This is a genomic window from Amphiplicatus metriothermophilus (assembly GCF_900199215.1).
Taxonomy (GTDB): domain Bacteria; phylum Pseudomonadota; class Alphaproteobacteria; order Caulobacterales; family Parvularculaceae; genus Amphiplicatus; species Amphiplicatus metriothermophilus.
Genome location: NZ_FZQA01000002.1, coordinates 489631 through 516183, shown reverse-complemented (window position 1 = coordinate 516183; position 26553 = coordinate 489631). Strand labels below are relative to the sequence as shown.

The 26553-nt window shown below is 64.8% G+C and carries 15 protein-coding genes, 1 tRNA gene, 1 pseudogene and 1 other annotated feature; of the genes and pseudogenes, 9 read left to right on the top strand and 8 right to left on the bottom strand.

Features of this window, described 5'->3' with window-relative positions; translation table 11 throughout:
- Positions 1-110: 110 nt before the first annotated feature.
- The 4 genes from CHB64_RS07130 to CHB64_RS07115 form a co-directional block, all read right to left on the bottom strand.
- Positions 111-2204: a hypothetical protein gene (locus CHB64_RS07130; RefSeq protein WP_089412032.1), complete on the bottom strand. Its 2094-nt coding sequence runs from the start codon at positions 2202-2204 to the stop codon at positions 111-113.
- A 199-nt stretch (positions 2205-2403) separates the two neighbouring features.
- The gene (locus CHB64_RS07125) at positions 2404-4710 is read right to left on the bottom strand and encodes a TonB-dependent receptor (RefSeq protein WP_089411892.1); all 2307 of its coding nucleotides are present in this window, start codon (positions 4708-4710) and stop codon (positions 2404-2406) included.
- A 215-nt stretch (positions 4711-4925) separates the two neighbouring features.
- The gene (locus CHB64_RS07120) at positions 4926-5969 is read right to left on the bottom strand and encodes a LacI family DNA-binding transcriptional regulator (protein ID WP_143265957.1); all 1044 of its coding nucleotides are present in this window, start codon (positions 5967-5969) and stop codon (positions 4926-4928) included.
- 5 nt (positions 5970-5974) lie between these two features.
- A complete protein-coding gene (locus tag CHB64_RS07115; protein WP_089411890.1) occupies positions 5975-7558 on the bottom strand; it encodes an alpha-glucosidase in 1584 nt (527 codons plus the stop codon).
- Between the two features lie 194 nt (positions 7559-7752).
- On the opposite strand from CHB64_RS07115, the gene CHB64_RS07110 reads away from it, so the two are divergent.
- Positions 7753-9024, top strand: coding sequence for an MFS transporter (locus tag CHB64_RS07110; protein WP_089411889.1), 1272 nt, complete (start codon positions 7753-7755; stop codon positions 9022-9024).
- Positions 9025-9057: 33 nt separating this feature from the next.
- Here the strand turns inward: CHB64_RS07110 and CHB64_RS07105 are convergent, their stop codons facing one another.
- The gene (locus tag CHB64_RS07105; protein WP_089411888.1) at positions 9058-11433 is read right to left on the bottom strand and encodes a TonB-dependent receptor; all 2376 of its coding nucleotides are present in this window, start codon (positions 11431-11433) and stop codon (positions 9058-9060) included.
- 204 nt (positions 11434-11637) lie between these two features.
- On the opposite strand from CHB64_RS07105, the gene CHB64_RS07100 reads away from it, so the two are divergent.
- Genes CHB64_RS07100 through CHB64_RS07090 form a run of 3 tightly spaced genes read left to right on the top strand, consistent with a single transcriptional unit; the run spans position 11638 to position 18483 of the window.
- Positions 11638-12996 carry a GntP family permease gene (locus CHB64_RS07100; RefSeq protein WP_089411887.1) on the top strand — a complete coding sequence of 453 codons (1359 nt, stop codon included), beginning with the start codon at positions 11638-11640 and terminating at the stop codon, positions 12994-12996.
- A gap of 12 nt (positions 12997-13008) precedes the next feature.
- Positions 13009-14946, top strand: coding sequence for a 3-hydroxybutyrate oligomer hydrolase family protein (locus CHB64_RS07095; RefSeq protein ID WP_089411886.1), 1938 nt, complete (start codon positions 13009-13011; stop codon positions 14944-14946).
- 30 nt (positions 14947-14976) lie between these two features.
- Positions 14977-18483, top strand: a complete 3507-nt coding sequence (locus tag CHB64_RS07090; RefSeq protein WP_089411885.1) for a PAS domain-containing hybrid sensor histidine kinase/response regulator — start codon at positions 14977-14979, stop codon at positions 18481-18483.
- A gap of 15 nt (positions 18484-18498) precedes the next feature.
- On the opposite strand, the gene CHB64_RS07085 is transcribed toward CHB64_RS07090, so the two are convergent.
- Positions 18499-19164: a response regulator gene (locus CHB64_RS07085; protein ID WP_089411884.1), complete on the bottom strand. Its 666-nt coding sequence runs from the start codon at positions 19162-19164 to the stop codon at positions 18499-18501.
- A 388-nt stretch (positions 19165-19552) separates the two neighbouring features.
- Between CHB64_RS07085 and CHB64_RS07080 the strand changes: the two genes are divergently transcribed.
- A tRNA-Phe gene (locus tag CHB64_RS07080) sits at positions 19553-19628 on the top strand.
- Positions 19629-19670: 42 nt separating this feature from the next.
- Here the strand turns inward: CHB64_RS07080 and CHB64_RS07075 are convergent.
- Both CHB64_RS07075 and CHB64_RS07070 read right to left on the bottom strand, forming a co-directional pair.
- A pseudogene (locus CHB64_RS07075) lies at positions 19671-20894 on the bottom strand (IS3 family transposase).
- Positions 20494-20610: a sequence feature (AL1L pseudoknot), on the bottom strand. Its footprint overlaps the pseudogene before it by 117 nt.
- Before the next feature lie 91 nt (positions 20895-20985).
- A complete protein-coding gene (locus CHB64_RS07070) occupies positions 20986-21267 on the bottom strand; it encodes an ArsR/SmtB family transcription factor (protein WP_089412031.1) in 282 nt (93 codons plus the stop codon).
- A 166-nt stretch (positions 21268-21433) separates the two neighbouring features.
- On the opposite strand from CHB64_RS07070, the gene CHB64_RS07065 reads away from it, so the two are divergent.
- The 4 genes from CHB64_RS07065 (at position 21434) to CHB64_RS07050 (ending at position 26543) form a co-directional block, all read left to right on the top strand.
- Entirely contained in the window at positions 21434-21637 is a 204-nt protein-coding gene (locus CHB64_RS07065) for a YgaP family membrane protein (RefSeq protein WP_089411883.1), read from the top strand.
- 90 nt (positions 21638-21727) lie between these two features.
- The gene (locus CHB64_RS07060) at positions 21728-24343 is read left to right on the top strand and encodes an efflux RND transporter permease subunit (RefSeq protein ID WP_200815263.1); all 2616 of its coding nucleotides are present in this window, start codon (positions 21728-21730) and stop codon (positions 24341-24343) included.
- Positions 24324-25127, top strand: coding sequence for an outer membrane lipoprotein-sorting protein (locus CHB64_RS07055; protein WP_089411881.1), 804 nt, complete (start codon positions 24324-24326; stop codon positions 25125-25127). The genes CHB64_RS07060 and CHB64_RS07055 overlap by 20 nt, the downstream gene beginning before the upstream one ends.
- A gap of 3 nt (positions 25128-25130) precedes the next feature.
- On the top strand, positions 25131-26543 hold the full coding sequence (locus CHB64_RS07050) for a hypothetical protein (RefSeq protein WP_089411880.1): 1413 nt from the start codon (positions 25131-25133) through the stop codon (positions 26541-26543).
- Positions 26544-26553: the final 10 nt, after the last annotated feature.

The window sequence follows — 26553 nt, the reverse complement described above, 5'->3', positions numbered from 1 at the left end:
ATCTTCGCCGAAATCGGGACGACGGGACAAGCGCGGCCGCAGACGGCGCGGCCATCGGTGGCGCCTTCCCATGACAGAATGATGAAGCGCGCGACGCGGCGCGCGCGGCGTCATTCCGAAACAGGCCGGCGCACGCCGAGATAGACCGCGCTCCAGAGCTGCGCGGCGTTCGATTCAGTCGCGTCGCCTTCGCGCTGGCCGAAAGGCTCGATGACGAACGCCCCGTCGCGAACCGACCAGGACCACAGTTCGGAGGTTTTGACCGTTTCGCCGGCCTTGATCGCGGCCCATAGCGCGCGTCGCGCCGCCTCCAGCTTCGCGCGCAGGCCTTCGTCCAAATCCTTGCGGCGGAGCTGGCGGTCGAGTCCGGCGGCCAGAAGCGCCTGCTGCCACGACCACACGACCGCGCCGTGATAATGGGCGTTTGAAAAGTCTCTCTGCATCGCCGCCGGCGCATAGGCCGCGTTGGCGACGAGAAGGCCCGCCGGAGTCATCAGGCCCGCCGGAAAAGGCCGCATGATCGCTTCGAGCGCGCGCGTCAGCGCTTCGGGCGACGGTTCGCGGAAAGCGAGGAGGAAGCTCTCGTCGGAGTGGAGAACGGGTATGGGCGCGCCGTCGCCGTCGAGGGCGAGCGCGTTGAAGACGACGTCATCCGCGCCGAGCGCGGCGAGCGCCGGCTCTTCCGGCGCGCTGACGGCGGCCGCATAGGCGGCGACCTGCTCGCGCGCTGCGGCGTTATCGATGCGCACGCGGAAAAAGCCCGCCGCATGATCGGACCAGACCGCCGCCATCGCGCCGGCTTCGGCGAGCGCGGTTCCGGCCGCTTCGTCCAGATAAGCGGCGAGCAGTCCGCTCGCATGAAGCCGCGCCGCCGCTTCCAGCGCCGCGGGAACGAGAACCGCATTGACGCCGTAGGGCGCGCGGCCGCCGCCGAGGCCTTCCTTACTGTCGCGCCAGTCGCCGGCGTATCGTCCGGGCTTCAGATGGATGAGATTGGCGCGCTCGGGGACGGCGGCGAAGGGGCGCGCCGCCTCGACGACGAATGTCAAATTACGCAAGAGCGCCGCGCCGTAGGACTCGCCCCCGGTCGTGCGGCGTTCGAGGAAAGCGCGGGCGCTTTGCGCCGGCCGCTGGAGCAGGTAGTCCGCCGCGACGGGCGCGAGCAGGAAGTCGTCGTCGATCATCGCGTAATCGAAGATCGGCTCGGGTGAAGGCGGCTCGCCCGCCGCGCGCCGGCGAAGGATCGCATATTCGGCGACGTCTTCCTCATGCGCGACCTCGCCATGCGCGTTCAATCGTTCGAGAACGGCGGAAAGGCCGGCCTCCATGAGTTGGGGCGCTGCGGCCGGCGCGAGCATCTTCAGCGACAGAAGGGTGTCGCGGCCGAAATAGGTGAGGAATCGCCAGGAGCCGGCGAGCAGCTTCTCGCGGTAGCTGAGAAAGGCGAGGACCTGTAACGAACGGGCGTCGGAGGACTCAGTCTTCAGGAGCCGATCGGTCGGGATCGGCGTCAGCGGCGTCTCGCCGGTCAAGGCGACGATGCGCAGGCGAAGCCGTCCGTCTCCGGATGGAATGAGCCGGATCCGGCCGTCGGTCCGCCTAATCGTCCCTTCGAGCGCTTCGACCGAGAGATGATAACCCGGCGCGTCGTCGAGCCGCGTGCGCCGCCATGTAACGCGCCGCGCGCTCAGTTCCGGCGCGACCTCCACGCCCTGCGCGATCTCGCCCCTGTCGGCGTAATTGCGCAGGCTGCGCACATTGCCGACAAGCGCGCGCTTCACGGTCAGGGCCGGTCCCGTCAGCGTCGCCTCCGCCTCTATGCCGTAGAGCGTTTGGCCGTGATCGTCCGTCTGCGCCGCGCCGCGCAGAAGAGAGACGACGCGCCATGTCGCCTCGGCGTCGCTTTCCTCGAACCACAGGCCCGCGCCGCTATTGCCTGCCGGGAAGGCGACGACAAGGCGCGGCGCGCGTCCCGATGTCAGCGCGAGATGCGCCGCGACAGGTCCCGCGCGATAGAATTCGTTCAGCATGCGCCCTTCTTCGATGGAAAAGGCGAGGACGTCGTCCGCCGCGACGGACTCGAGATTTGCGTCTCCCGCTTGCCCCGTCGGCCCGCAGGCGATGGCGCCGGCCATGACGACGACGGCGAGCGTCGCGTGAATGATCCTTACGGGGAAAGATTGATGCGTAAATGTCGATCGCATTCGTCCTTTTTCGGCATGAACTGCATAGATGCGCATGGCGCTCGCTCTTCTGTCCAAACTTCGCCCAGCGGCGCGCTGCAGACCGCTTCATGACAATGCGACGAGCCTGCCGGCGGCGGAGTCCGGCGGCCTCGATGCAACATGAGCAAAATGCTTGCGCTCGCCCGCGGGAGGGGTGCGGGCGAGCGCGCCGCCGGCCTCAGAAGTCGTAGCCGACGCTGAACAGCACGGAGCGCCCGAAGATCGGCCGGCCGTTGGGCGCGGCCGGATTACGCGGGTCGCCCTCGGTGATGCCGTGCGAGTCGTTGAGGTTATCGGCGTGGATCTGCACGAAGATGCCCGACTTGTGGTTGACCAGAAGGCCGAGATCGACCTTCTCGTAAGAGGGCAGCTCCACCGTGTTGGCGTTGTCGCCGAAGCGCTCGCCGACCAGCGAAACGGCGCCGTAGAGCGTCGCGTCGAAATCCGCCATCTCCAGCGTGTAGGCCGGCGAGATGCGCGCCTGCCAGCGCGGCTGGCGCAACACGCGGTTGCCGACGTCGGAGGCGGTGTCGGACTCCGTGATCTCCGCATCCTGAATGGTGGCGATGAAGCTCGTCGAGAACGGTCCGTAATGCACCGTGCCGTCGAACTCGACGCCGATCGCGCGCGTTTTGAAGGCCGCCGCCGGCACCACGCCGCCGACTGTGGAGCTGAAGGCGTCGTTGGTGTTTCTGTAGAAGGTGGCGTAGAGGGTCAGCCAGTCGCCGGCGTATTTCAGTCCGGCCTCGACCTGCTTGACGTTGTCGACCTGATTGCGGCCTTCCCGGATCTCGTCAAAATGCGGGAACAGGAAGCCCTTGGTGTAGCGGGCGAAGACGCCGATGTCGTTGGTTACGTCATAGTTGCCCGCGAAAGTGTAGGCCCATTCCTTGCCATTGAGATCTTCCGTCAGGTCGGTCGTCCCGTCCGCGAAGCCCGGTCCGGTGTCGAGCACGTAGTCGAGCTCCAGCCATTCGCGCCGGGCGCCGACGTCGAGGCGGAAACGGTCGAAGACCTGCCAGGAGTCCGCTATGTAAAGCGCGCGCGCATGGGCGTCGCCCGCCGATTCGAGGCCGAAGGAAAAGCCGGCGTTCCCGCCCGCCGCCGCGATATCAGCCGGCGTGATCGAGGGATCGAGAGGCTCGCCGTTGGCGACGTTATGAACCGGCAGCGGATTGCCGAGATACCAGGTGTCGTCCGACGACCAGTTCGACTGGTAGAATCCGACGGTGATGTCGTGATTGGCGACGACCTTATTGATGCTGAGGTCGTTGATGACCGCATCGAGGTCCTTCATCACGACCCAGTGGCCGTAGGTCTGTACGAACTCCGAAGGATCGAGCGTCCGCCCGCTGACAGTGTTAACCGGCCCGCCGATGACGGCGCCGACGTCGCCTGCGGTCACCGCCGAGCCCGCCGGCACGAAGCCGAAAGTGTCGGCGTCGCCGGTCATGAAGGTGAAGCGGTCGCGCAAGGTGAAGCCGGCGCCGAGATCGAACTCGACGCTGCCGCCGGTGACGATGCCGTCCCAGCCGCGCCCGTCGGCGAAGTCGAAAACCTCGGTGTCGCCGGCGGGATTGATCTGAATCTCGCGGAAACGGGTGGCGTTGCCGAGCTGGGCGAATTCGCCGAGATCGTTGCCGGTGTTGAGCGCGAAGGGCAGCACCCACTGGCCGTGATCGTCCGTCCAGCGCGCGAACAGGTTGACCTTGCCGTTGTCGAACAGCTTGGTGAGGTTGACCGTGAACTGCTGGCCTTCCTCCGAGGTGAACTGGGTGTCGCGGATGCCGTCGGAGCGGCGGAAATAGCCGCCGACCATATAGTAGAGGTCGTCGGCGAGCTTGCCGCTCAGCACCGCGTCGAAGCGCTGCAGGCCGTAATCGCTGGTGGTGTATTTCACCCGGCCCTCGGTCTCCTCGCCGCCTTCCTTGAGGTTGAAGTTGACCGTAAGGCCCGGCTCGCCCTTGCCGAAGACGGAGTTCGGGCCGCCGCGCAGGCCCTCGACGCTGGCGATGGTCTCGTCGATGCGGAAGATGGAGCTCTGCTCGAAGAAAGAGAGCATCTCCGTGCCGTAAAGCGGCGAGCCGTTGATGGCGAGCAGCACGAAGGGCGCGTCGCCTCCGCCCGGCAGGCCGCGCACGTCGATATTGGCGCCGGCCACGCCGCCCGAGCTTTCGACCCAGACGCCGGGGATGGATTTAAGCAGGTCCGCCGTGCTCTTCGGCGAGAACTTGGTGATGTCGTCCGGCTGGATCGTGGTGATGGCGAAGCTCGCCTGCTGCCGGCGCACGCCGGCGCCGCCGGGCGTGCCGACTACGATGATCTCGTCATAGCTCTCCGTCGCCGCGCGCGGGGCGCTTTCCGATGCGGCGTCCTGCGCGAAGGCGGGCGCGCCGGCGGCGAGCAGCGCTGCGGCGCTGGCCGCGCAGGCGAGACCCCCGCGGAAGGACGAATGGGGGATGCGTGCGGGAACGCGAGTCTTCATGGTTTCCTCCTCCTGTGCCGGCGCGGGTGATGTTCTTAGCGGTGACGCAGGCGCCGCCGCCGGCCGGTTAATCCTTCGCCAAGGATGCTACGCGCCGCCGGATTGCGCAATCGATTGCTCAAAAGGATCGCGAAAAATCTACGATCAAATCCGGAAGGTGATGCGCCGTTGCAACGATTTTTGCGCAAGAATGCGCAAGATTTGTGCGTCCGGCGTCAGCTTCCGCCGCAGGAGCGCCGCACGATCAGCTCGGTCGGCAGGATGGCGTCGCGCGCCTCGCCGCCGTCGAGTAGGGTCAGCAGATTCTCGACGAGGGCCCGGCCGCCCGCGACGGTGTCCTGGCGGATCGTGGTGAGCGCCGGCGAGACGTAAGCGGCGAGCGCGATGTCGTCATAGCCGATCACAGACACGTCCTCCGGCACGCGGACGCCGAGATCGGAAAGCGCCTGCATCGCCGCGACGGCGAGCACGTCGCTCGCCGCGAAGACGGCGTCGTGCCAAATCCCGCCGCGGAACAGCTCGCGCGTCGCGCCATAGGCCGACTCGCTGTCGAAGGGCATGGAAAGGGTGAGGGTCTGGTCGGGCGCCGCGCCGGCGGAGGTCATCTCCTCCATGCAGCCGCGATGGCGCAGGCCGATCTCGACATGCCGGATGTCGCCGAGAAAGACCAGCCGCCGGCGGCCCTGCGCCAGCAGGCGGCGCGCCACCAGACGTCCGCCGAGCAGATTGTCGCTGCCCACGACGGGATAGGACCTGTCCGGAATGTCCGCACCCCACACGACGACGTTGCGCCGGCTGGCCGCGTATTCCGCAAGCTTTTCCGGCTCCCGCCCCTGGCCGATGATGATGACGCCGTCAGCGCGGTTCGAGGCGATAGCGTCGGCGCCTTCGACATCGTCCCAGGGGCGGGCCCGCGACAACAGAAGGTCGTAATCGTTTTCGGCGAGGGCGTCAGCGATGGCGGCGACGATCTGGCTGAAGAACGGGTCGGAGAAATGCTGCCGGTTCGTTTCGGATATGCCGATCACCACCTCGATGGTGCGCGAGCGGCGCGTGCGCAGGCTGCGCGCGCGGCTGTTGATGCGATAGCCGCTTTCCTGCACCAGCTTTCGGATGCGCTCGCGAGTCTCTTCGGAAACGCGTTCGCTGCCGGCGAGCGCGCGGGAGACGGTCGATTCGGCGACGCCGGCCAGCGCGGCGATCTCGGCCATGGTTCGGGCGCGGACGGGTTTGTCCTCGCTGTCGTCAGGCTGGGGCACGCTGGTCAGTCCTCCTCCGCGATGACGAGGCCGCCGTAAGGGGGCAGAACGGCGCGCCGGCCGTCAAGCCGGCCGGGCAGGCCGTAATCGAGCGCGCGTCCGCCGCGCGGCGTCTCAAGCGCGGCTTCCTCGCCGCCGAGATTGAAGACGCATAGGAGGCTTTCTTTTTCGTAAGCGCGGCGGAAGGCGAGCGCGGGCTCCGGCGCGTCGAGAAAGTCGATCGCGCCGAGGCGCAGCGCCCGATGGGCCCGGCGGAAGGCGATGAAGCCCCGCGTCCTGTTTAACGTGGATTCGGGATCCTTTTCCTGCCGGTCCGCAGCAAGCGCCTCGTGACGGGGATCGACGGGAAGCCACGGCTCGACCGTCGAGAAGCCGGCGTTCGGCTCGCCCGCGCGCCACGGGATGGGCGTGCGGCAGCCGTCGCGGCCGAGACTGTCCGGCCAGAAGCGGATGCCTTCGGGGTCCTTCAGCCTATCGAACGGAACGTCCGCCTGCGGAAGACCGAGCTCGTCGCCCTGATAGAGGAAAATCGTGCCGCGCAAGCACAGGAGGAGGCCCATCAGCATCTGCGCGAAGGCGTCGCTCGCTTCCTCGCCGCCCCAGCGGGTGCGCGCGCGCACCACGTCGTGATTGGAGAACGACCAGCTCGGCCAGGCCGTCTCGCTCGTCCAGCTTTCAAGGGCGTCGCGCACGAGCTTCGCCGTCAGCGGCCCGTTCTCCAGCAGCATGAAATTGTAGGCGGTGTGCAGCCGGCCGGGCTCGGTATATTCGATGCTGCGCGCGATGTATGAGTCGCTGCCGATCTCCGCGACGGTCATGCGGTCCGGATACTGATCGACGAGCTTGCGGAACGTCTCCATGAAGGCGACGTTTTCGGGCTGCGAACGGTCGTAAAGGTGGCGCTGGTGCTGATAGGGACGGGCGAAACCGCCTTCAGGCCGTTTTGGCGGATTGTCTCGAAGCTGACGGTCGCAATAGTAGAAATTCGCGACGTCGAGGCGGAATCCGTCGACGCCGCGGTCGAGCCAGAAGCGGGCGACGTCGAGGATCGCCTCGCGCACTTGCGGATTGTGAAAGTTCAGATCCGGTTGCTCGGCCAGAAAGTTGTGCATGTAATATTGCCGCCGGCGCGTGTCCCAGGACCAGGCCTGGCCGCCGAACAGCGATATCCAGTTGTTGGGCGGCGTCCCGTCCGGTTTTGCGTCCGCCCAGACATACCAGTCCGCCTTCGGATTGTCGCGCGAGGACCGGCTTTCCCTGAACCAGGGATGTTGGTCGGAGGTGTGGGAATAGACTTGGTCGATGACGATCTTCAGGCCGAGGCGATGGGCGCGGTCGAGAAGGGCGTCGAAATCTTCGAGCGAACCGAAGATCGGATCGACGTCGCGGTAATCGGAAACGTCGTAGCCGAAGTCCTTCATCGGCGAGCGGAAGAAGGGCGACAGCCACGCGCCGTCCACGCCGAGCCGCTTCAGATAGTCGAGCCTTGAGGCCGCGCCCCTGAGATCGCCGACGCCGTCATCGTTGGAATCGCAGAAGCTGCGCGGGTAGATCTGATAAACGACCCCGCCCCGCCACCATTCGGCCATGACCTTCCTTCCCTTCCTTTCCGCGCCCGTCCTGCGCCGCGCCGCGAGAGGGCCGGCGGGGAAACCTTATACGCGCTCGGGGGTTTGCGCAATCGATTGCCATGCGCCTCGGCTTCGACGATACTGCCGGCCGATCAACGGCCCGGCGCGTCGACGGCGCCGCAACGAGACGACAAGGGAGGAACGGCGGCGCCATGAATGTCCTTGCGGTGCGCATCGCGCTCTTTTCGGCCTATTTCCTGTTCGCGGTGCTGCTGAACAGCGTCGGGACGGTCATCCTGCAGTCGATCGCCTCCTTCGGCGCGTCGAAAGAGGCTGCAAGCGTTCTCGAGGGTTTTAAAGACCTGCCGATCGCCCTGGTCTCCTTTCTGGTGGCCTCGTTTCTGCCCAGGCTCGGCTACCGGCGGGCGATGGTCATCGGTTTTGCGGCCGTGGGCGCGGCCTGCGCGCTGATGCCGCTCATGCCGAGCTTCGCCATGACGAAGTTCCTGTTCTTCACGGTCGGCGCCTCCTTCGCGCTGGTGAAGGTCTCCGTCTATTCGACCATCGGGCTCATCACCCGCGACAGCAACGAACATGCGAGCTTTCTCAATCTCCTCGAGGGGTTCTTCATGGTCGGGGTCCTGGCCGGTTACTGGGTATTCGCCGCTTTCATCGATCCTGCCGACCCCGGCTCGCTAAGCTGGCTCGACGTTTACTGGCTGCTCGCCGCGGTCGCGGTCGCGAACGTCGTTTTGCTGGTCGCCGTGAAGTTCCCCCCTGCGCCGGTCTCGCGCGAGACGGGCGGGCTTCTCGGCGATTTCGCCGCCATGCTCGCCCTGTTGTGGAAGCCGGCGGTGCTCGTCTTCGTGATTTCGGCGTTTCTTTACGTGCTCATCGAGCAGGGCATCGGCACATGGCTTCCGACCTTCAACAACGAGGTGCTGCATCTGCCCCATTCCATGAGCGTGCAGGCGACGAGCATCTTCGCCGCGGCGCTCGCCGCGGGCCGCCTCAGCGCCGGCTTCGTGCTGCGCCGGATCGACTGGTATCCGCTTCTCAACATCTGCGTCGTCGCGATGGGCGCGCTGATCCTCCTGACCCTGCCGCTGACGCGCGATCTTCAGCCCGCGGCGGAGCTCACCTGGATGACGGCGCCGCTGGCGGCGTTCATCCTGCCGCTGGTGGGGCTGTTCATGGCCCCCATCTATCCGGCGATCAATTCGGTGATCCTCTCGGCGCTGCCGCGCGAGCGCCACGCCGGCATGGCGGGGCTCATCGTCGTCTTCTCGGCGCTCGGCGGCACAACCGGCTCTTTCATCACCGGGCGGACCTTCGCGGCGTTCGGCGGGGAGGCGGCGTTTTATCTCTCCCTTGCCCCGATGGCGGGGATTCTCGCGGCCCTGTTCTTCCTGCGCCGCCTGACGCGGGAGGAAAAAGCCGCGCGGGCCGCCGCAAAAAATCCGGCCCCCGAAGGGGCCGGATAAGAAGCCTGAGGGAGAAACAGGCTCTTTTGAAAATCAGAACTGCACCTGGATCGTGCCGGTCACCGTGCGCGGCGGCCCGTAGAAGGCGGTTTGAACGCCTTCGAGACCGAGCGTCGGCGTCAAGGGAGTCACGAAGCTCCCGTCGAGGTTCTGGGCCAGAAAGTTATAGCCCGCGATGCGATATTCGCGGTCGAGCAGGTTCTTGCCGTGCACGCCGATCTGCAGCTTTCCGTCGTCGGACGTCCACACGAGGCTCGCATCCACGAGGCCGTAGCCGCCCTGATCGAGGAAGGCGTTGGGCACTTCGAACTGATGCGTGCGCGACTTGTAGGACGTCTGGGTGATGAAAGCGATCTCGCCGCCGCGGCCCATCAGGCCGAGCGGATGCGTGTAGGTCGTGGTCAGCGCGCCTGAAAATTCCGGCGTGTTCTGAATGACGCGCAGGTCGGAAATGTCCGTCGGCGGCGTGCCGGTGACGAACTCGGTGTATTCGGCGTCGATCCAGCCCCCGCCCCAGGCGACGGAGAAGGAGTCGCCCGCGCCGAAGATGTCCTGGCCGAGAAGGGCCGTCCCCTCCCATTCGACGCCAAAGAACTCCGCGCCGCCGGCGTTGGTGGTCACGCCCAGGAAGGTCGGCGCGCCCGTCGTCGGATCGGTCCCGCCCTGCGAGCCGGGGATCTGAACGTCTGTGTAATCGGCGTAGAACACGGCGAGGTTCGAGGTCGCGCGCCCGCCCCACAGAGCCGCCTTCCAGCCGATCTCGTAGGAATCGACGGTTTCGGGCTCGAACAGCATGAACTCGAACACGTCGTCGTCATCGACGTCGCCGTCGCCGTCCACGTCGAGATTGTTGGCGAAGACCTGCGAGGTCTGGCCGCGCGGGTCGAAGCTGCCGCCCTTGAAGCCCTGCGAGTAAGACACATAGAAGTTGTGATCGTTGTTCGGGCTCCATGCGAGCGACACGCGCGGGCTGAAGTCGGTGAACTTCTCCGATCCGTCGAAGTCAGACGTGGTGGCGATGAGGGTCGGACTGCCGCCGAATTCTTCGGTGTTGCCGCCGATGAAGGTCCGGCGCAGCACCCGCGCGGAGCGCTTGTCGCTGGTGTAGCGCCCGCCCACCGCAAGCTCGACGCCGGGCAGACCGATCGCCTGTTCGAGGTCGAAGGTCAGATCCGCGAAGAAGGACCATGACTTGGTGTCGATATCGCCCTGGGTGTTGGCGTTGAGGCCGGGCAGCAAGATCGCCGTGCCGACGACGTCGAGAACGACGTCGAAATGGTCGAAGGCGTTGGCGTCGATATAGTAAAAGCCCGCGACACCGCTCACCGCGTCGCCCTCATAAAGAAGCTGAAGCTCCTCGGTGAACTGCTCGTTCTCATAGATGACGGGCACATCGACATCTGCCGCCGGCAGGGCGTCGAAGTCGATCTGCTGGACATTGTCGTCCTTGCGCCAGGCGGCGATGTTCTTGAGCGTCCACTGGTCGTTGAGCTCGATCTCGACATGCGCCGCGAGGCCGTAGGCTTCGGCTTCGTTCTCGCCTTCGATGCCGCCGCGGGAATCGAAAACGTCGTCGAGCACCGGCGCGCCGGTCAGAAGGCCGGGGATGAGCCGGTGGCCGCCTTTTGGATTGGAATCGTCGTCGAGATAGTCGCCGCTGAGGCGGATAGAGACCGGGCCGTTCTCATATTCGGCGCTGGCGCGGAAGGCGAGGATGTCCTTGTCGTAGTTCTCCTTGCCGGTGGTCAGATTTTCTCCATAGCCGTTGCGGGAGAGATAGGCGACCGAGCCGCCAACGGCGAAGGTCTGGGTGATCGGCAGCTCGACCGTGCCGATGATGTCGAACTGTCCGAACGTGCCGCCTGACGCGCGCAGCTTGAACAAAGGCTCGTCGCCGAGCCGGCGCGTCACATATTTCAGCGCGCCGCCGATCGTGTTGCGCCCGTAAAGCGTGCCTTGCGGGCCGCGCAGCACCTCGACGCGCTCCACGTCGTAAATGTCGAGCACGGCGCTTTGCGGCCTGTTGAGATAGACGTCGTCGACATAGATGCCGACGCCCGCCTCGAAGCCGGCGACCGGATCCTGCTGGCCGACGCCGCGGATGAACGCGGTCAGGGTCGAGTTGGTGCCGCGCGAGACCTTGAGGGTCGTGTTGGGGATCGACTGGGTCAGATAGGTGATGTCCTGCGCTCCGACCTGCTCGAGCTGCTCGCCGCTGACGGCTGTGACGGCGAGCGGCACGTCCTTCAGCGATTCGTCGCGCCGGCGGGCGGAGACGATGATTTCATCGCCCCTTGCGGCGTCTTCGTTCTGCGCGAACGCCGGCGCGGCCGGCAACGCGATCGCCGCCGCGCTTAGCGAGGACGCCGACAGCAGCAGGCTGCGGATGACGGATCTTGCAGATGACATGGTCGTTTCCCCTCCAGTTGCACATGCGCAAGGGGTCTCGCCCTCGGCGGAACGCCCCTCTTCACGAACACGCTAGCACCGCTCGCCGTCGAGCCATGCTAGGACCTTGGTCTTAGTTGCGGCGAGAGGCGATCGGCCCAGTATTGAGCCCGTCGCGGCGGAAAAAGAGCCCTGGCGTCAGAAGGGGCCTTCGAAAGGGACGGGATGATTAGCGCGATCGGTCTTGTCGGGGGGCTCGCCCTTCTCATTTTTCTGACCATCCGGGGGGTCAACATCCTCATCGCCGCGCCTTTATGCGCCGCGATCGTGGCGGCCACCAGCGGGGTCGCCTGGATGCCGCCGCTGGCGGGCGAGGGCGCGCCGGATTTCGTCACGTCCTACATGGCCGGCTTCACCGGCTTTTTCGCCGACTGGTTCTTCATGTTCCTGCTCGGCGCGATCTTCGGCGAGGTGATGGCCGTATCCGGCGCCGCCGACAGCGTGGCGCGCTGGGTGGTCAAGACGTTCGGAATCCGGCGCGCGGCGGCGGCTGTGGTGGCGGCCTGCGCGGTGCTGACCTATGGCGGCGTGAGCGTCTTCATCGTGGCTTTTTCCGTATACCCCATGGCGGTGAGCCTGTTTCGCGAGGCCGATCTGCCGCGGCGGTTCATTCCCGGCGCGCTCGCTTTCGGCTCGGTGACCTTCACCATGACCTCGGCCGGCTCCCCGGAGATTCAAAATCTCATTCCCATGCAATATCTGGGAACCACCGCCTACGCCGCCTGGGAGACGAGCCTCGTCGTCGCGATCTTCATGGCGGCGTTCGGCTTCGTCTGGCTGTCGCGAATGATCCGCCGCGCGACGGCGAAGGGCGAGCGCTTCGAGCCGCGGGCGAACGACCGCCCGCCGCGCGACGTGCGCGATCTGCCCAATCCGCTGGTGAGTCTCGCGCCGCTCGTCGCGGTGCTCGGCGTCTTTCTCCTGCTTCAGTATCCGGAATACGCGCCGGACTTTCTGGGGTTCGCGATGCCGGAAGCCTCGCTCGGCAAATACGCGCTCATCGGCGCGCTTGGCGCCGGCGCCTTCGTCGCGGCGCTGATCGGCCTGAAGCAATTCGCACAGATTCCTGCGGCGTTCTCGACCGGCGCGACGGGCGCGGTCGTGGCGATCACCAACACCTGCGCCGTCGTCGGCTTCGGCGCCATCGCCAAGCTCTCGCCCGCGTTTCAGGAGGCGCTTGTCTTCGTGCAGAGCCTGCCGGGCGATCCGCTGATCGGCGCGGCGATCGCGGTGACGGTGATCGCCGGGCTCACGGGCTCGGCTTCGGGCGGGCAGACCATCGCGCTGCCGCTCATCGCGCCGCATTATCTCGACGCCGGAGTCAATCCGAACGAGCTCCATCGCGTCGTCGCGATCTCTTCGGGCGCGCTCGATTCGCTGCCGCATAACGGTTATGTGGTGACGACGATCCGGGCGATCTGCGGCGAGACGCACAAGGCGGCCTATGGCGCGGTCTGGGCGCTGACGGTGATCACGCCCCTTATCGGGCTGGTCATGGCGATTGCGATATTCATAATCTTCTAGGGATGAAGGGACATGCGGAACCATCGACTGATGCGGGAGGTGTTCGGCGCATTGGGCGCGTCGCTCATGGCGGCCTGCGCCGGCGAGGCGCCTGAGATGGCGACCGCGCCGGCGCTATCCTTGGGCTCGGTCGCGCTGGAGCGCCCGCCCGCCTATTTCGACGGCGTCGCGGACGATCTACTCACCGGCGGGCTGGGTCTTGAAGGACTGAACGCGGCCGCGCCGCCGGCGGACGCTTCCCTGCGCTCGAAGGCGATCCACTACAACTTCCGCGCCATCATCGACGTGACCGAAGCGGGCGGCTTCACCCGCCTTTACGGGCCGGCGAAGGACAGGCTCAAGGTCGCCGGGACGGAATATCGCGCGCTCCTGCGCGTCGACGGCATGAAGACCTCTTTCGCGGTCGCGGTGCTGATTCCGGATGATTTCGATGCGGATGATCCGTGTCTCATCGTCGCCCCGTCTTCTGGCTCGCGCGGGCTTTACGGCGCGATCGGCACGGGCGGGGCGATCGGGTTGGCGCGCGGCTGCGCCGTCGCGCTGACCGACAAGACGACGGGAACAGGCTACGTCCATCTTGAGACCGGCGAGGGCTATGACGTCGATCTGGCGCTTACGGACGACCCGGCCGAAATGCTCTATGCGCTCGACGAGTCGGAAAGGCGGGAAGCCGCCGCGGCGCTCGGATCCGGGGCGATCGCGGTCAAGCACGCCCATTCGGGCGAGAATGTCGAGCGCTTCTGGGGGCGCGCGACGCTGGCGGCCGCCGAATACGGCCTCGCCGTTCTCGACCGCCATTTCGCCGACAGGAAGATGACGCGCGAGAATACGCGCGTCCTCGCCGTCAGCATTTCCAACGGCGGGCGCGCGGCGCTGATGGCGGCCGAGGCCGACGAGACGGGCCTTCTCGACGGCGTGGTCGTCTCCGAGCCGAGTGTCGCCCCCGCATCGCCGGGCCGGGTCGTCGTCGACGGCGCCGAGATCGAAGGCGCGGGCCGGCCGCTTTACGACTACGCTTCTTTCGCCAATCTGCTCGCGCCCTGCGCGGCGCTTGCGCCGTCGCTCGCGGACGAGCCGGGCGCGACGTTCTCCGCTTCGGCGGCGCCTGCTTTCGCCGGCTGGTGCGCGAAGCTGGCCGAGGCCGGCCTCGTCGAGGGCGCGACGGTCGAGCGCCAAGCCGAGCGCGCGCTGGCGGCCCTGCGCGCCTACGGCTTCGCGCCGGACACGGACCCGCTCTTTCATTATTCCGTGGCCGTCAGGATCTGGCCGGCGGTGACGGTCGCCTACGCCAACGCCTATGGCCGCTACGGCGCCGGCGACGCCCTGTGCGGCGCCTATTACGCTTTCGCCGACGCTGACGGGACGCAGCGCGCGCCGACGCAGGAGGAAAAGCAGGCGCTCGCCGCCCGGAGCGGCGGCGTTCCCCCCGGCGCCGGGGTTGAAATTCTCTACAGGGACGGTCCGGCCGCGGCTTTCGATGCGGCGATGTGCTTTCGCCGGTTATGGACGGAGTCCGAAAGCCGGGTGCGGGAGGGCGTGAACGAAGTCCTCAACACGGCCGATCTGCGCGCCGTCCCGACCATCATCCTCCACGGACGCGCGGACGCGCTCATCCCGGTCGATCACGCCTCGCGGGCCTATGTCGCCGCCGCGCGCAGCAATGCGGCGCTGCGCTATTACGAGATCGAGCGCGGCCAGCATTTCGACGCCTTCCTGACGGCGCCGGAGATGGCGGCGCGCTTCGCGCCGATGCAGTATTATCTCGAGAAAAGCGTCGATCTGATGCTCGATCACCTGCGCGCCGGCGCGAAGCTGCCGCCCAGCCAGGTCGTGCGCCAGACTTCGCGCGGGCCGGGGCCGCTCGGCGCAGAGCATCTCGGCGCCATTCGGGCGGAGCCCGACGGCGACGCGATAGAAAAAGAGGAGGGCGCGATCGCCGTTCCCCGATAGGGCCGGCGCATCCGCGCCGAAAGAGTCGTTATGGCGTTGACCGGCAGCTGGATGCTGATCGGGCTTTCCGTCGCCTATCTGTGGCTGTTGTTCCTGATCGCCTATTACGGGGACAAGCGCGCGGATCGGCTGGGCGCGCCGCTGCGCCAGCCCATCGTCTACAGCCTCGCGCTGACGGTCTACTGCACTTCATGGTCGCTCTACGGCACGACGCAACAGACCGCCGCCACGGGCTGGATTTTTCCGCCCACTTATGTGGGCACGATCATTCTGTTCATTTTTCTTCTGGGCTTCCTGCACAAGCTGATCGTCGTCTCGAAACGCCAGAACATCGTTTCGGTCGCCGACTTCATCTCCGCCCGGTACGGCAAGTCGCGCCGGCTCGCCTTTCTCGCGACCTTTCTCGCGGTCATCTGCGTGACGCCTTATATCGCGCTGCAGCTCAAGGCGGTGACGGAAAGCCTCAATCTTCTGTCGGGCGCGGCGGAAGGAAGCCCCGGCCTTCCTGATACGGCGCTGATCGTGGCGGGCGTTCTGGCGCTCTTTTCGATTCTCTTCGGCGCGCGGCGCTCGCTGTCGACGGAGCACAATCGCGGCCTGATGCTCGCCATCGCCTTCGAGGCGGTCTTCAAGCTCGCCGCCTTCGCGGCGGTCGGCGCGTTCGCGCTGTTCAGCCTGCATGACGGCGTCGGCGATCTCGTCCGCAAGGCGGTGGAAGAAGGCGTATTCGAAAGCGCAAGCCCGACGGGCCGGCACGCCTTTCTCGCCTCCATCGTGCTCGGCGTGACCAGCATCATCTGCCTTCCGCGGCTCTTTCACGTGCTTGTAGTTGAAAACACGTCTACGGAGGACTTGCGCGCCGCGCAGAAATGGTACGTGCTCTATCTCATTGCAATGGGCGCGTTCGTCTGGCCGATCGCGGCTGCGGCCCTGCTTGCGGGCGGGGAGGCTGCGGCTTCGGGTTATCATCTGCTGGTCCTGCCGCTCTCGGCCGGCGAATACGGTCTCGCCGTCTTCGCCTATCTCGGCGGGCTGTCGGCGGCGACGAGCATGGTGATCGTCGCGACCGTCGCGCTCGGGGTGATGGTCGGCAACGACCTCGTCACGCCCTTCGCCATTCGCAGCAAGACCCTGACCGGCAGCGGGGCGGATCTTTCCGCGCGCGTGCTGACGATCCGTCGCCTGTCGATCGTTTTTCTCCTCGCGCTCGCTTACGGCTATTACCGTTTTCTCGGCGGGGCCGATCAGCTCGCATCCATCGGCCTCATGTCGATGGCGCTCGCCGCGCAGTTCGCGCCGGCGATCATCGGGGGGCTCTACTGGAAGGGCGGGCATCCGCGCGGCGCGGCGGCTGGGCTCGTTTTCGGCGCCGCCGTCTGGGCCTATACGCTGCTCGCGCCGACGCTCGTCGCGGCGGGCGCAGGCGATCCCCGCCTTGTCGTCGACGGCCCGTGGGGAATCGGGTGGCTGAGGCCTACGGCGCTCTTCGGCCTCGAGGGATGGGATCCCATCGCGCACGGGCTGTTCTGGTCGCTCCTGTTCAATGCGACGGCCTATGTCGCAGGCTCGCTCTCGGCGCGTCAGGACGCGGCGCTGGCCCGCATCGCCGGAGCTTTCGTCAGCCTCGAGAGCGATTACGCCGGCGCGCCGTCGCCGCCTGCGGTCAGCAACGGCCGGCTGATCGCCGCCGTCGGGCGATTCATCGGTCATGCCGCCGCGGCGGAAGCCTTCGAGCGCTATTTTCGCGCCGCCGAGAAGACGCCTGCGCCCGACGCACCCGCCGATCATGAAACCTATCAGTTCGCGGAGCGCCTGCTCGCCGGCGCGATCGGCGCGGCCTCGGCGCGAGTGGTGCTCCAGACCGCGGCGGGCGGTCGGGCGATGGATGTGCGCGACGTCGTCACGATCGCCAACGAGACCGCGCGGGTTTTCCGCTTCAACCGCGACCTTCTGCAGGCCTCGCTGGACAATCTCAGCGTCGGCATTTCGGTGGTAGACAAGAATCTGCGCCTGGTCGCCTGGAACTCGGCCTATGAGAGGCTGTTCAGCTATCCGGAAGACTTTCTCTACGAAGGCCGGCATGTGCGCGACCTGCTCGCCTATAACGCCGCGCGCGGCGAGTTCGGCGAGACCGATCCGGATGGGGAGATTGAAAAACGGCTGCGGCATCTGCGGGCCGCGACGCCGTACTCCTTCCAGCGCGCCCGCCGCGACGGGACCGTGATCGAGATTCGCGGCAACCCCATGCCGGGCGGCGGATTCGTGACCAGCTACACGGACGTGACGGATTTCGTGTCGGCGGAGAACGCGCTGCGCGACCTCAACGAAACGCTGGAGCGCCGCGTCGCCGAGCGCACTGAAGCGCTCACCCGCCTCAACGAGGCGCTCGTCCAGGCCAAGGCCGAGGCCGAACGCGCCAATCGCTCGAAGACCAAGTTCTTCGCCGCCGTCAGCCACGATGTCCTGCAGCCGCTCAACGCCGCGCGGCTGTTCGCCGGCGCGCTGGCCCAGCAGAACCGCGACCGCGCGCTCGACCCGACGATCGCCAATCTCGACAGCGCGCTCAACGCCGTGCAGGACCTGTTGAGCGAGGTGCTCGACCTGTCGCGGCTCGACGCGGGCGGGCTCGAGCCCGCGGTTCAGACAGTCTCGCTCGGTCGGCTGCTGCGCGATCTAGCGGCCGAATTCGCGCCGGTGGCCCAGAAAAAGGGGCTCGCGCTGCGCGCCCATGACACATCGCTCCTGGTACGGAGCGATCCGCGTTATCTGCGCCGCATCGTGCAGAACCTGCTCGCCAATGCGATTCGCTACACGGCGAGAGGGCGGGTGGCGATCGGCGTGCGCCGCGCCGGCGATCGCGTTCGCATCGAGGTGTGGGACACCGGACCGGGCATCGCGGCCGAGCACCTCAACGAGATCTTTCAGGAGTTCCGCCGCATCCCCTCGGCGGCGGGGGGCGGCGAGCGGGGGCTGGGCATCGGCCTCGCCATCGTCGACCGCATCGCGCGGCTGCTCGATCATCCCGTCGGAGTGCGCTCCGCGCCGGGCAGGGGCTCGGTGTTTTCCGTGACTGTCCCGCTCTGCGGGCGGGAGAAGGCGCAGGCCGCGCCCCGGCCGGCCGGCGCAGCAGCCGGCCCGCTCGCCGGCCTCGCCGCGCTGTGCGTCGACAATGACTCCGCCATCCTCGAAGGAATGCGCCAGCTTCTGTCGGGCTGGGGTTGCGAGGTCGCGGCCGCGCGTTCGGGCGCGGAGGGGATCGTTGCGGCCGATCGGCTCGGCAGACCGCCCGATATTCTTCTCATCGACTATCATCTCGACGGGGAGGAGACCGGTTTCGACGCGCTGGCGCTGCTGCGCGCGCGCTTCGGCGAGGATGCGCCCTGCATCGTCATTTCCGCGGACAGCACGGACATGGTGAAACGGCGCGCGGAGGCGGCGGGCTGTCGCTTTCTGGCCAAGCCGGCGCGTCCGGCGGCGCTGCGCGCGCTCATCGCCGGCATGGTCGCCTCGCGGGCGTTGCGCGAGCCCGCCGAGTGAGAATCAAAAAAATCGTCAAAAACCGTCGCCGCGCCGATGCTCGGCAAGATCGAGTGTCTGCATCGCGGCGAGGATCTGGGTGCGCCGCTGCAGGCCGAGCTTCTTGAGAAGCGCAGTCGTGTGCGCCTTTACCGTGGAGATAGAGAGGTTGAGCTCATGCGCGATTTCCTTGTTGAGCTTGCCCTCGGCGATGAGGCGCAGCACGTTGAACTGCTGAGCGGACAGCCCCGCCAGCCGGCGGCCGAAATCGGTCTCCGATGACTCCTCGCCGCCCTCGGCGCCGGCGTTGTCCGGCGCCCAGCACGCGCCGGCGAGAATGGCGGCGATCGCCTCGCTGATGCGCGCCGGGGCGAGCGATTTCGGGATGTAGCCCGAAGCGCCGAAGGCGAGGGCCTTGCGCACGACGCGCGGCTCGTCGACGCCGGAGACGATGGCCACGGGCGTCTCCGGGCGCTGAACGCGCAAGTAGATGAGGCCGGAAAAGCCGTTCGCGCCGGGCATCAGAAGGTCGAGCAGCACGAGCTCGACCCCGCCGCGCGATTCAATGATCGCGACCGCCTCGTCGAGCGTGCTCGCCTGCAATATGTCGCAGCCCGGCGCGGCCGCGCGCACCGCCTCGCTCAGCGCCAGCCGGAACAGCGGATGATCGTCGGCGATGAGGATGCGCTGGCTTTCGGTCATCGCATGGGTTCAGGAATGCGCGGGCGCGCTAGGGTCAAAATGCGATTATTCCGCGGCCGCGACGCCCCGCTTTCGCGCCGCATTCGGCGCGAAAGCGGGAGCGCCCTGCCGGGCGGGGCGAAAATGATCGGCCGGTTCGTCGGAAAGCTCGACCGTAGGCCCCGCCACGCGCTTCGCTTTCCTCCTGCCAGCCGGTCATTTTCGCCTCCATCGCAGCCCGCGCGATAATTGAGTTTTGACCCTCGAGTCGCAGTCTCCATAACACGCGCCGGCGCCGGCTCGCATGCCCGGATCGCGCCGCCGCCCGCCCCGATTATGGACAAGCCCCGCGCGCCTCGCTATAAGCCGCGCTCCATGCCTGACGCGCTTCGCGCGAAACGGGCAGGGGGCCCAGGTAGCTCAGTTGGTAGAGCAGCGGACTGAAAATCCGCGTGTCGGTGGTTCGATTCCGCCCCTGGGCACCACTGAACCGCCCCGGGTTTGGCGGAGGCGATTGATTGTGAGTCCTACGCGGCCATCGGGGTTCCTTCAAGCTGCGCGTGAAAGCGGTCTTCGGCTTCGGCGGGCGGGATGTTTCCGATCGGCTCCAAGAGCCTTCGCTTGTTGAACCAGTCGACCCATCCGAGCGTCGCGAACTCGACGGCCTCGAAGCTGCGCCACGGCCTGCGCCGATGGATGAGTTCGGTCTTGTAGAGGCCGATCACCGTCTCGGCGAGCGCATTGTCGTAAGAGTCGCCGACGCTGCCGACGGAGGGCTCGATCCCCTCATCGACAGGGCGTTCCGTGTACTTGATCGAAACGTATTGCACGCCGCGATCGCTGTGATGAATGAGGCCGTTAGTCGGGCGCCTTTGCGCGACGGCCTGCTCCAGCGCATCGAGCCCGAACTGCGCTTCCATCGACCGCGAGACGCGCCAGCCGACGATCCGTCGCGCAAAGACGTCGATGACGAAGGCAGCGTAGACGAAGCCGCTCCAGGTCGAGACGTAAGTGAAATCGGCGACCCAGAGCCGGTTCGGCCGATCCGCCGAGACCTGGCGGCCTACCTTGTCGAGCGGGCACGGCGCCGCTTTGTCGCTGAATGTCGTCCTGACCGGCTTGCCGCGCACGGCGCCGGAAAGGCCCATCCTGCGCATCAATCGCTCGACCGTGCAGCGCGCAACCTCGACGCCCTCGCGCTGCAACTGCCGCCAGACCTTGCGCGCGCCGTAGACGGAGAAGTTCTCATCGAAGACACGGCGGATCTTCTCGCAGCGATCGGCGTCCCGGCGCGCGCGCCGATTGCCTCAAAGGATCGGCGCGGCGCGCCTGATGCGCGTAATAAGTCGACGGGGCGATCGCCAGCAGCCGGCAGATCGGCTCGACCCCGTATGATGCTTTATGTTCGTCGATAAACGCGATCATGGCTTGAACCGGCGGTCGAGCTCCGCCTGGGCAAAATAAGCAGAGGCCTTGCGGAGTATCTCATTGGCCTGCCGGAGCTCCCGGTTCTCCCGCTCCAGCGCTTTGAGCCGCGCGTTCGCATCCCCGCCAGTCGTCGCCGCGGCGCCGTTGCGCTCCGACGTCTTCACCCAACGCCGCAGCGTCTCCGACGTGCAGCCGATCTTCTCCGCGATCGAGGATATCGCCGCCCGGCGGGACCCGTAGTCGTTCTCATGATCAAGGACCATGCGCACCGCACGGTCGCGGATCTCAGCCGAATATCTCGGCAGCCTTCTTTCTGTATCCATGGCTCCATCCTCTCAAAGATTGGAGCCTCCGCCAAACCCGGCGCGGTTCAAAAGCGCCTATTTCGGGCGCAGCCGCAGACGGCGTGCGCTATCAGGGTTCGCAAAAACGTCGATAGAGAATGCCGATGATCTCGTGGGCCGTCCTATCCGCGATACGGTAATAGACCGACTGGGCGTCTCGGCGTGTAGCCACTAGGCCCTCCTGCCGCAAGCGGGCGAGGTGCTGGGAGACCGTGGCCTGCCGCATGCCGAGGGTTTCGGTAAGCTCCGAAACGGATTTCTCACCCTCGGCGAGCGCGCAAAGCAGCAGGAGCCTCGAGGGGCTCGCGATCGCCTTGAGCAGCTCGGAAGCAGCCTCGGCGTTTTGAGTCATTTTCTCAAGGGGCGCCATCTTGAACATTCATACATTCGAATATATAAATAGTTCAAGCCCGCAGCGAGCGGACGGCCGCGCGCCGTGGTTTGAGTCAGCGCAAGGCGTGGCCTGCGCGAGGAGGTTTAGAGAATGCAAAGCGGAAAGGAAACAGAGGAGCGCGACAATGAATATCGACCGCATGGTTTTCGCTTTCGCCGGCGCGCTCATCCTCACGAGCCTGTTTTTGGGACTGTGGGCGCACCCTTACTGGCTCGCTCTGACGGCTTTCGCCGGTCTTAACATGTTGCAGGCCGCGTTTACCGGGTTTTGCCCGGCGGCCAGAATTTTCAAGGCGCTCGGCTTCAGACCCGGTCCCGCCTTTAAGTAACCGACTGTCGACCAGGCATACTGGAAAGGCCACGCCGCTGTGAGAACGCCCTTCCTAACGGAACTGGCGACGAACCGCCCGGCACTGATGATGCAGCTCGCCGGCGTCTTCGCCGCGTTGATGGTTGCGCTCATCGCCGCGCCAACGCTCGCGCCGGAAACCTTCTCATTTCTTCAGCCGCTCAAGATCGACACCGATCCTGAGAATATGCTCGGCGAGGACGAGCCGGTGCGCGTTTATCATAACGCGATGAAGGACGAGTTCACGCTGCATGACCTCATTGTCGTCGGCGTCGTAGACCAGACGACTGCAGATGGAGTCTTCACGGCGCGAACGTTAAGCGATGTTTACGCGCTTACCGAATTCGCCAAGACCATCCGCTGGGAAGATGACGGTGCGACGGTCGGCGTTATCGGCGTCGACATAATCGCGCCATCGACCGTCGATAATATCGAGCAGGCGGGGCTCGGCTCAGTAAGTTTCGACTGGCTGATGCCGCGCCCGCCTGAAACGGACGAAGAAGCACGCGCCGTGCGCGCGCGCGCCGAGCGCATCCCCACACTGAAGGACACCCTTGTCTCCGGCGACGGGAAAGCGCTCGCGCTTTACATTCCCATTACCTCGAAAGATGCAAGCTACCGAGTCGCGCGCGCCCTGCGTGAGAAGATCGCCGATTTTGAAACCGGCGCAGAGTATTACATTACGGGTCTTCCGATCGCGCAGGATCAGTTCGGAGTGGAGATGTTCCGGCAGATGGCGATCTCCGCTCCGGCGGCGATGCTGCTCATCTTCATTCTCATGTGGCTCTTCTTCCGCAATGTGGGCCTGATCGTATCGCCGATGCTGGTTGCAATGATTTCCGTGATCGGCGCCATGGGACTTCTCGTCGCGACCGGCAACACCGTTCATATCATGAGCTCGATGATTCCGATCTTTGTGATGCCGATCGCCGTGCTCGATGCAGTACACATTCTGTCGGACTTCTATGACCGCTACCCGCAATACAAGGATCGGCGGCAAACGATATTCCATGTGATGAGCGAATTGTGGCGGCCGATGTTGTTCACGACCTTGACGACATGCGCCGGCTTCGCCTCGCTCGCCTTCACGCCCATTCCGCCGGTTCAGGTCTTCGGCGTGTTCGTTTCAATAGGAGTATTCTTGGCGTGGCTGTTCACCATCACGCTCATTCCAGCTTATGTGATGCTCATGCCGAAAAAAGCGCTGGAGAAATTCGGCGCCAAAGGGGCGGCTTCGGAAAGCCGGGAGGCTCGGGGACTGCTCGCTAGATTTCTACATGGCGTGGGGGATTTTGCTGTCGAGCGGCCAAAAGCGATCGTATCTATGCTCATCGTCGCTCTTGCCGTCTCCTTATACGGCGTTTCGCAGATCCGCATAAACGACAATCCCGTGAAATGGTTTGCGCCGGATCATCAGATCCGCGTTGCGGACAGGACGCTCAACGAGCGTTTCGCCGGAACCTACATGGCCTATTTGACGTTGGAGCCCGCCGCTGGCGCTGAAACACTCGCTGCGCTGGCGGCAGAGACCCGTCGGCTGATCGAAGCGCTTGACACCGATGCCGCCGCAGCGACGGCGGCGCGCATCCCTGAAGCTTTCGAGCAAGCCGACTCGTCCGAGCTTTTCCTCGCCACGCTGGAAGAACAGGCTCTCGAAGCGCGGGAGGCGGCTGGCGACGATGCGCAATGGTACGAATGGGACGACGTGCTTCTCGCTCTGGATCAGGCGCGTCAGACGGCCGACATCTTCAAGCGCCCGGACATGCTTCGATTTATCGAAGGCCTTCAGGCGCATCTCGAAGAGAAAGGGGTTGTTGGAAAAACGAACGCGCTTCCTGATATCGTCAAGACAGTGCATCGGGAGCTTCTCCTCGGAGAGAAGTCGGCCTTCCGCATTCCCGACAGCGCGAGCGCCGTGGCGCAAACGCTCATTACATATCAGAACAGCCATCGACCGCAGGATCTTTTCAAGCTCGTGACGCCCGATTTCCGCAAGGCGAACATTTGGCTGCAGCTCAAGAGCGGCGACAATATCGATATGAACCAGGTCATCGAGGAAGTCGACGCCTATATGGCTGCGAACCCTGCGCCGGTTGCATTGAAACACGACTGGTTCGGCCTCACTTACATCAACGTCATTTGGCAGAAGAAGATGGTATGGGGAATGTTGACAGCCTTTCTTGGCAGTTTTCTCATCGTCCTTATCCTGATGACATTTTTGTTCCGTTCGTTCTGGTGGGGGCTTGTGTCAATGGCGCCGCTAACAGTGACGATCGCCATGATATACGGAGTCATTGGCCTTATCGGAAAAGACTATGACATGCCTGTGGCCGTGTTGTCAGCGCTCAGTCTCGGCCTCGCAGTTGATTATGCGATTCACTTTAATGCGCGCAGTCGACAAATCTTCGAGCGACTGGGGACATGGCGCGAAACCGCGTCTATGACATTCGGGGAGCCCGCTCGGGCGATTATGCGCAACGTAATTGTCATCGGCGTAGGCTTTCTGCCGCTTCTGCTTGCGCCGCTCGTGCCGTATCAGACTGTCGGCATATTCATATCAGCGATCCTGTTGCTAGCCGGCGCGACGAGCCTGCTTGCTTTGCCGGCGATCATTACGCTGTTCGAAAAGACCCTGTTTCGAAAAAAGTCTGGAAAAGGAGAGTTTTATGTCCGCCATGCGAACTAGGTTGGCCGGCGCGCTTGCGCTAGCAGTTGCGGTCGTTCCTGCGTCCGCCGAAACCGATATTTCCGCCCAGGCGATCGTCAATAAGGCAAGCGCGGCGGCTTATTACCAGGGAGCAGACGGCAAGGCCACAGTTTCGATGACCATCGCGGACGCGCAGGGGCGCAAACGCACGAGGGAATTCGTGATCCTGCGGGCCGACGTCGATGACCTCGATAACGGCGAGCAGCGCTTTTACGTTTATTTCTCCAGACCCGCGGACGTGAATCGCACCGCTTTCCTGGTGTGGAAGCACGTCGGCTCAGACGACGACCGCTGGCTTTATCTTCCTGCGCTTGACCTCGTGAAGCGCATTGCGGCGAGCGACGAGCGAACGAGCTTCGTCGGATCTCACTTCTTCTACGAGGATGTCTCGGGCCGGAGCCCCGAAGAAGATACGCACATTCTCGTTGAGGAGACCGAAAATTACTACGTGATCGAAAGCGCTCCGAAGAAGCCGGATGCTGTCGAGTTTTCAAAGTATAAAAATTGGATACACAAGTCTACATTTATACCTGTCAAGACTGAATACTATGATCAATACGGCGAAGTCTACAGAACTTATTCGGCGTTGCGTGTCGAGGATGTCGAGGGTCATCCGACTGTCGTCGAATCGCGCATGGAAGACCGTAATATCGGCGGCGTGACTACAATGGTCTACCGCGCGGTCGATTACGACATCGGACTGCCGATGGATATTTTTTCAGAACGGTATTTGCGCACGCCGCCGCGCGAGCATCTGCGATAAGCGATGTTTCTGCGCGCTCTATACCTTGCTCTGACGCTCGCTCTCGTCGCGCCGTCCGTAGCGCAAGAACCGCCTCTGCCGACTGGACTCGCCGAGCCTGAAGAGAAGAAGAAGGAACAACCTGCCGAGGAGCCAGCCTTGCCGGCCGGTCTTGGCGGCGAACCGGCCGAAAAGGAAGCGCGGGCATGGCGAAACGAGGGCTCGCGGCCGGCCATATTCGGCGAGATCGCAGGTTTTGTGGAAGCGCGCGTCGGACCGCGGTTGCAGGAGGACCCGAACGAGGGAGCATTCACGATTGCAGAGACGCGGCTTCGCCTGGAGTCCGAGTGGCGTCCGGGCGATCTGGTTCTGCGCTTCGTCGGAGACGCCGTATATGACGAGGTCGATGATCGGCGAGAGCCTGATCTTGAGGCCGGCGAGGGCGCTTTTGATCTTCGTGAAGCGAACATCGTTTGGCGTCCGCTCGATTTCGTCGACATGAAAGCAGGTCGTCAAATTCTCACCTGGGGCGTCGGCGATCTCATTTTCATCAATGATCTGTTTCCAAAGGATTTCAGATCTTTCTTCATCGGACGCGATGACGAGTATCTGAAGGCGCCTTCGGACGCGATCCGCGTTTCTTTTTTCCATGATCTCGCCAATCTCGATATTGTCTATACGCCGCGTTTCGATGCAGACCGCTTCATAGACGGGTCAAGGCTTTCCTATTTCAATCCGCTCGGTGACCGCGTTGTAGGAAAGGGTTTCATCCTTGACTCTTTAACGCCTGACGAATGGTTCAGAGACGACGAATTCGCGGGAAGAATCTTTCGTAATATCGGAGCGTTCGAGAGTGCCGTTTACGGTTATATCGGCTATTTCAAGGCGCCGAACGGCCTGTCGCCGGAAGGCGAATTCGTTTTTCCGCGCCTTGCCGTTGTGGGAGCGAGTCTGCGCGGTCCGTTTCTGGGCGGCATTCTGACCGCTGAGATCGGCCGTTATTTTTCCCGCGACGATTCGGATGGCGACGACCCTCTGCTCCCGAACAGCGACCTCCGACTTCTTGTGGGTTTTGAGCGCGAGGCGGCGAGCGAGTTCACGGTCGGCTTCCAGTATTATGCGCAAGTAAGGTCGGATCATAATGCATTCCTGTCCGCCCTGCCGGTCGATGCTTCCTCCGAGCCGTGGACGCGCCACCTCCTGACCATGAGACTGACCAAGCTCGCGTTGAATCAGAACCTGACCTTGAGCGCGTTCAATTTCTGGAGTCCAAATCAGGACGACGGTCATTTGCGTCTGCGCGCAAGCTACAAGCTGACCGATGACTGGCTTGTGGAGGCCGGCGGGAATTTATTCTATGGTCCACGTAAAGACGTTTTATTTAGTCAGCTTACAGATAATACAAATATATTTTTCGCGGTGCGCCGTAGCTTCTAGACAGGTTCGG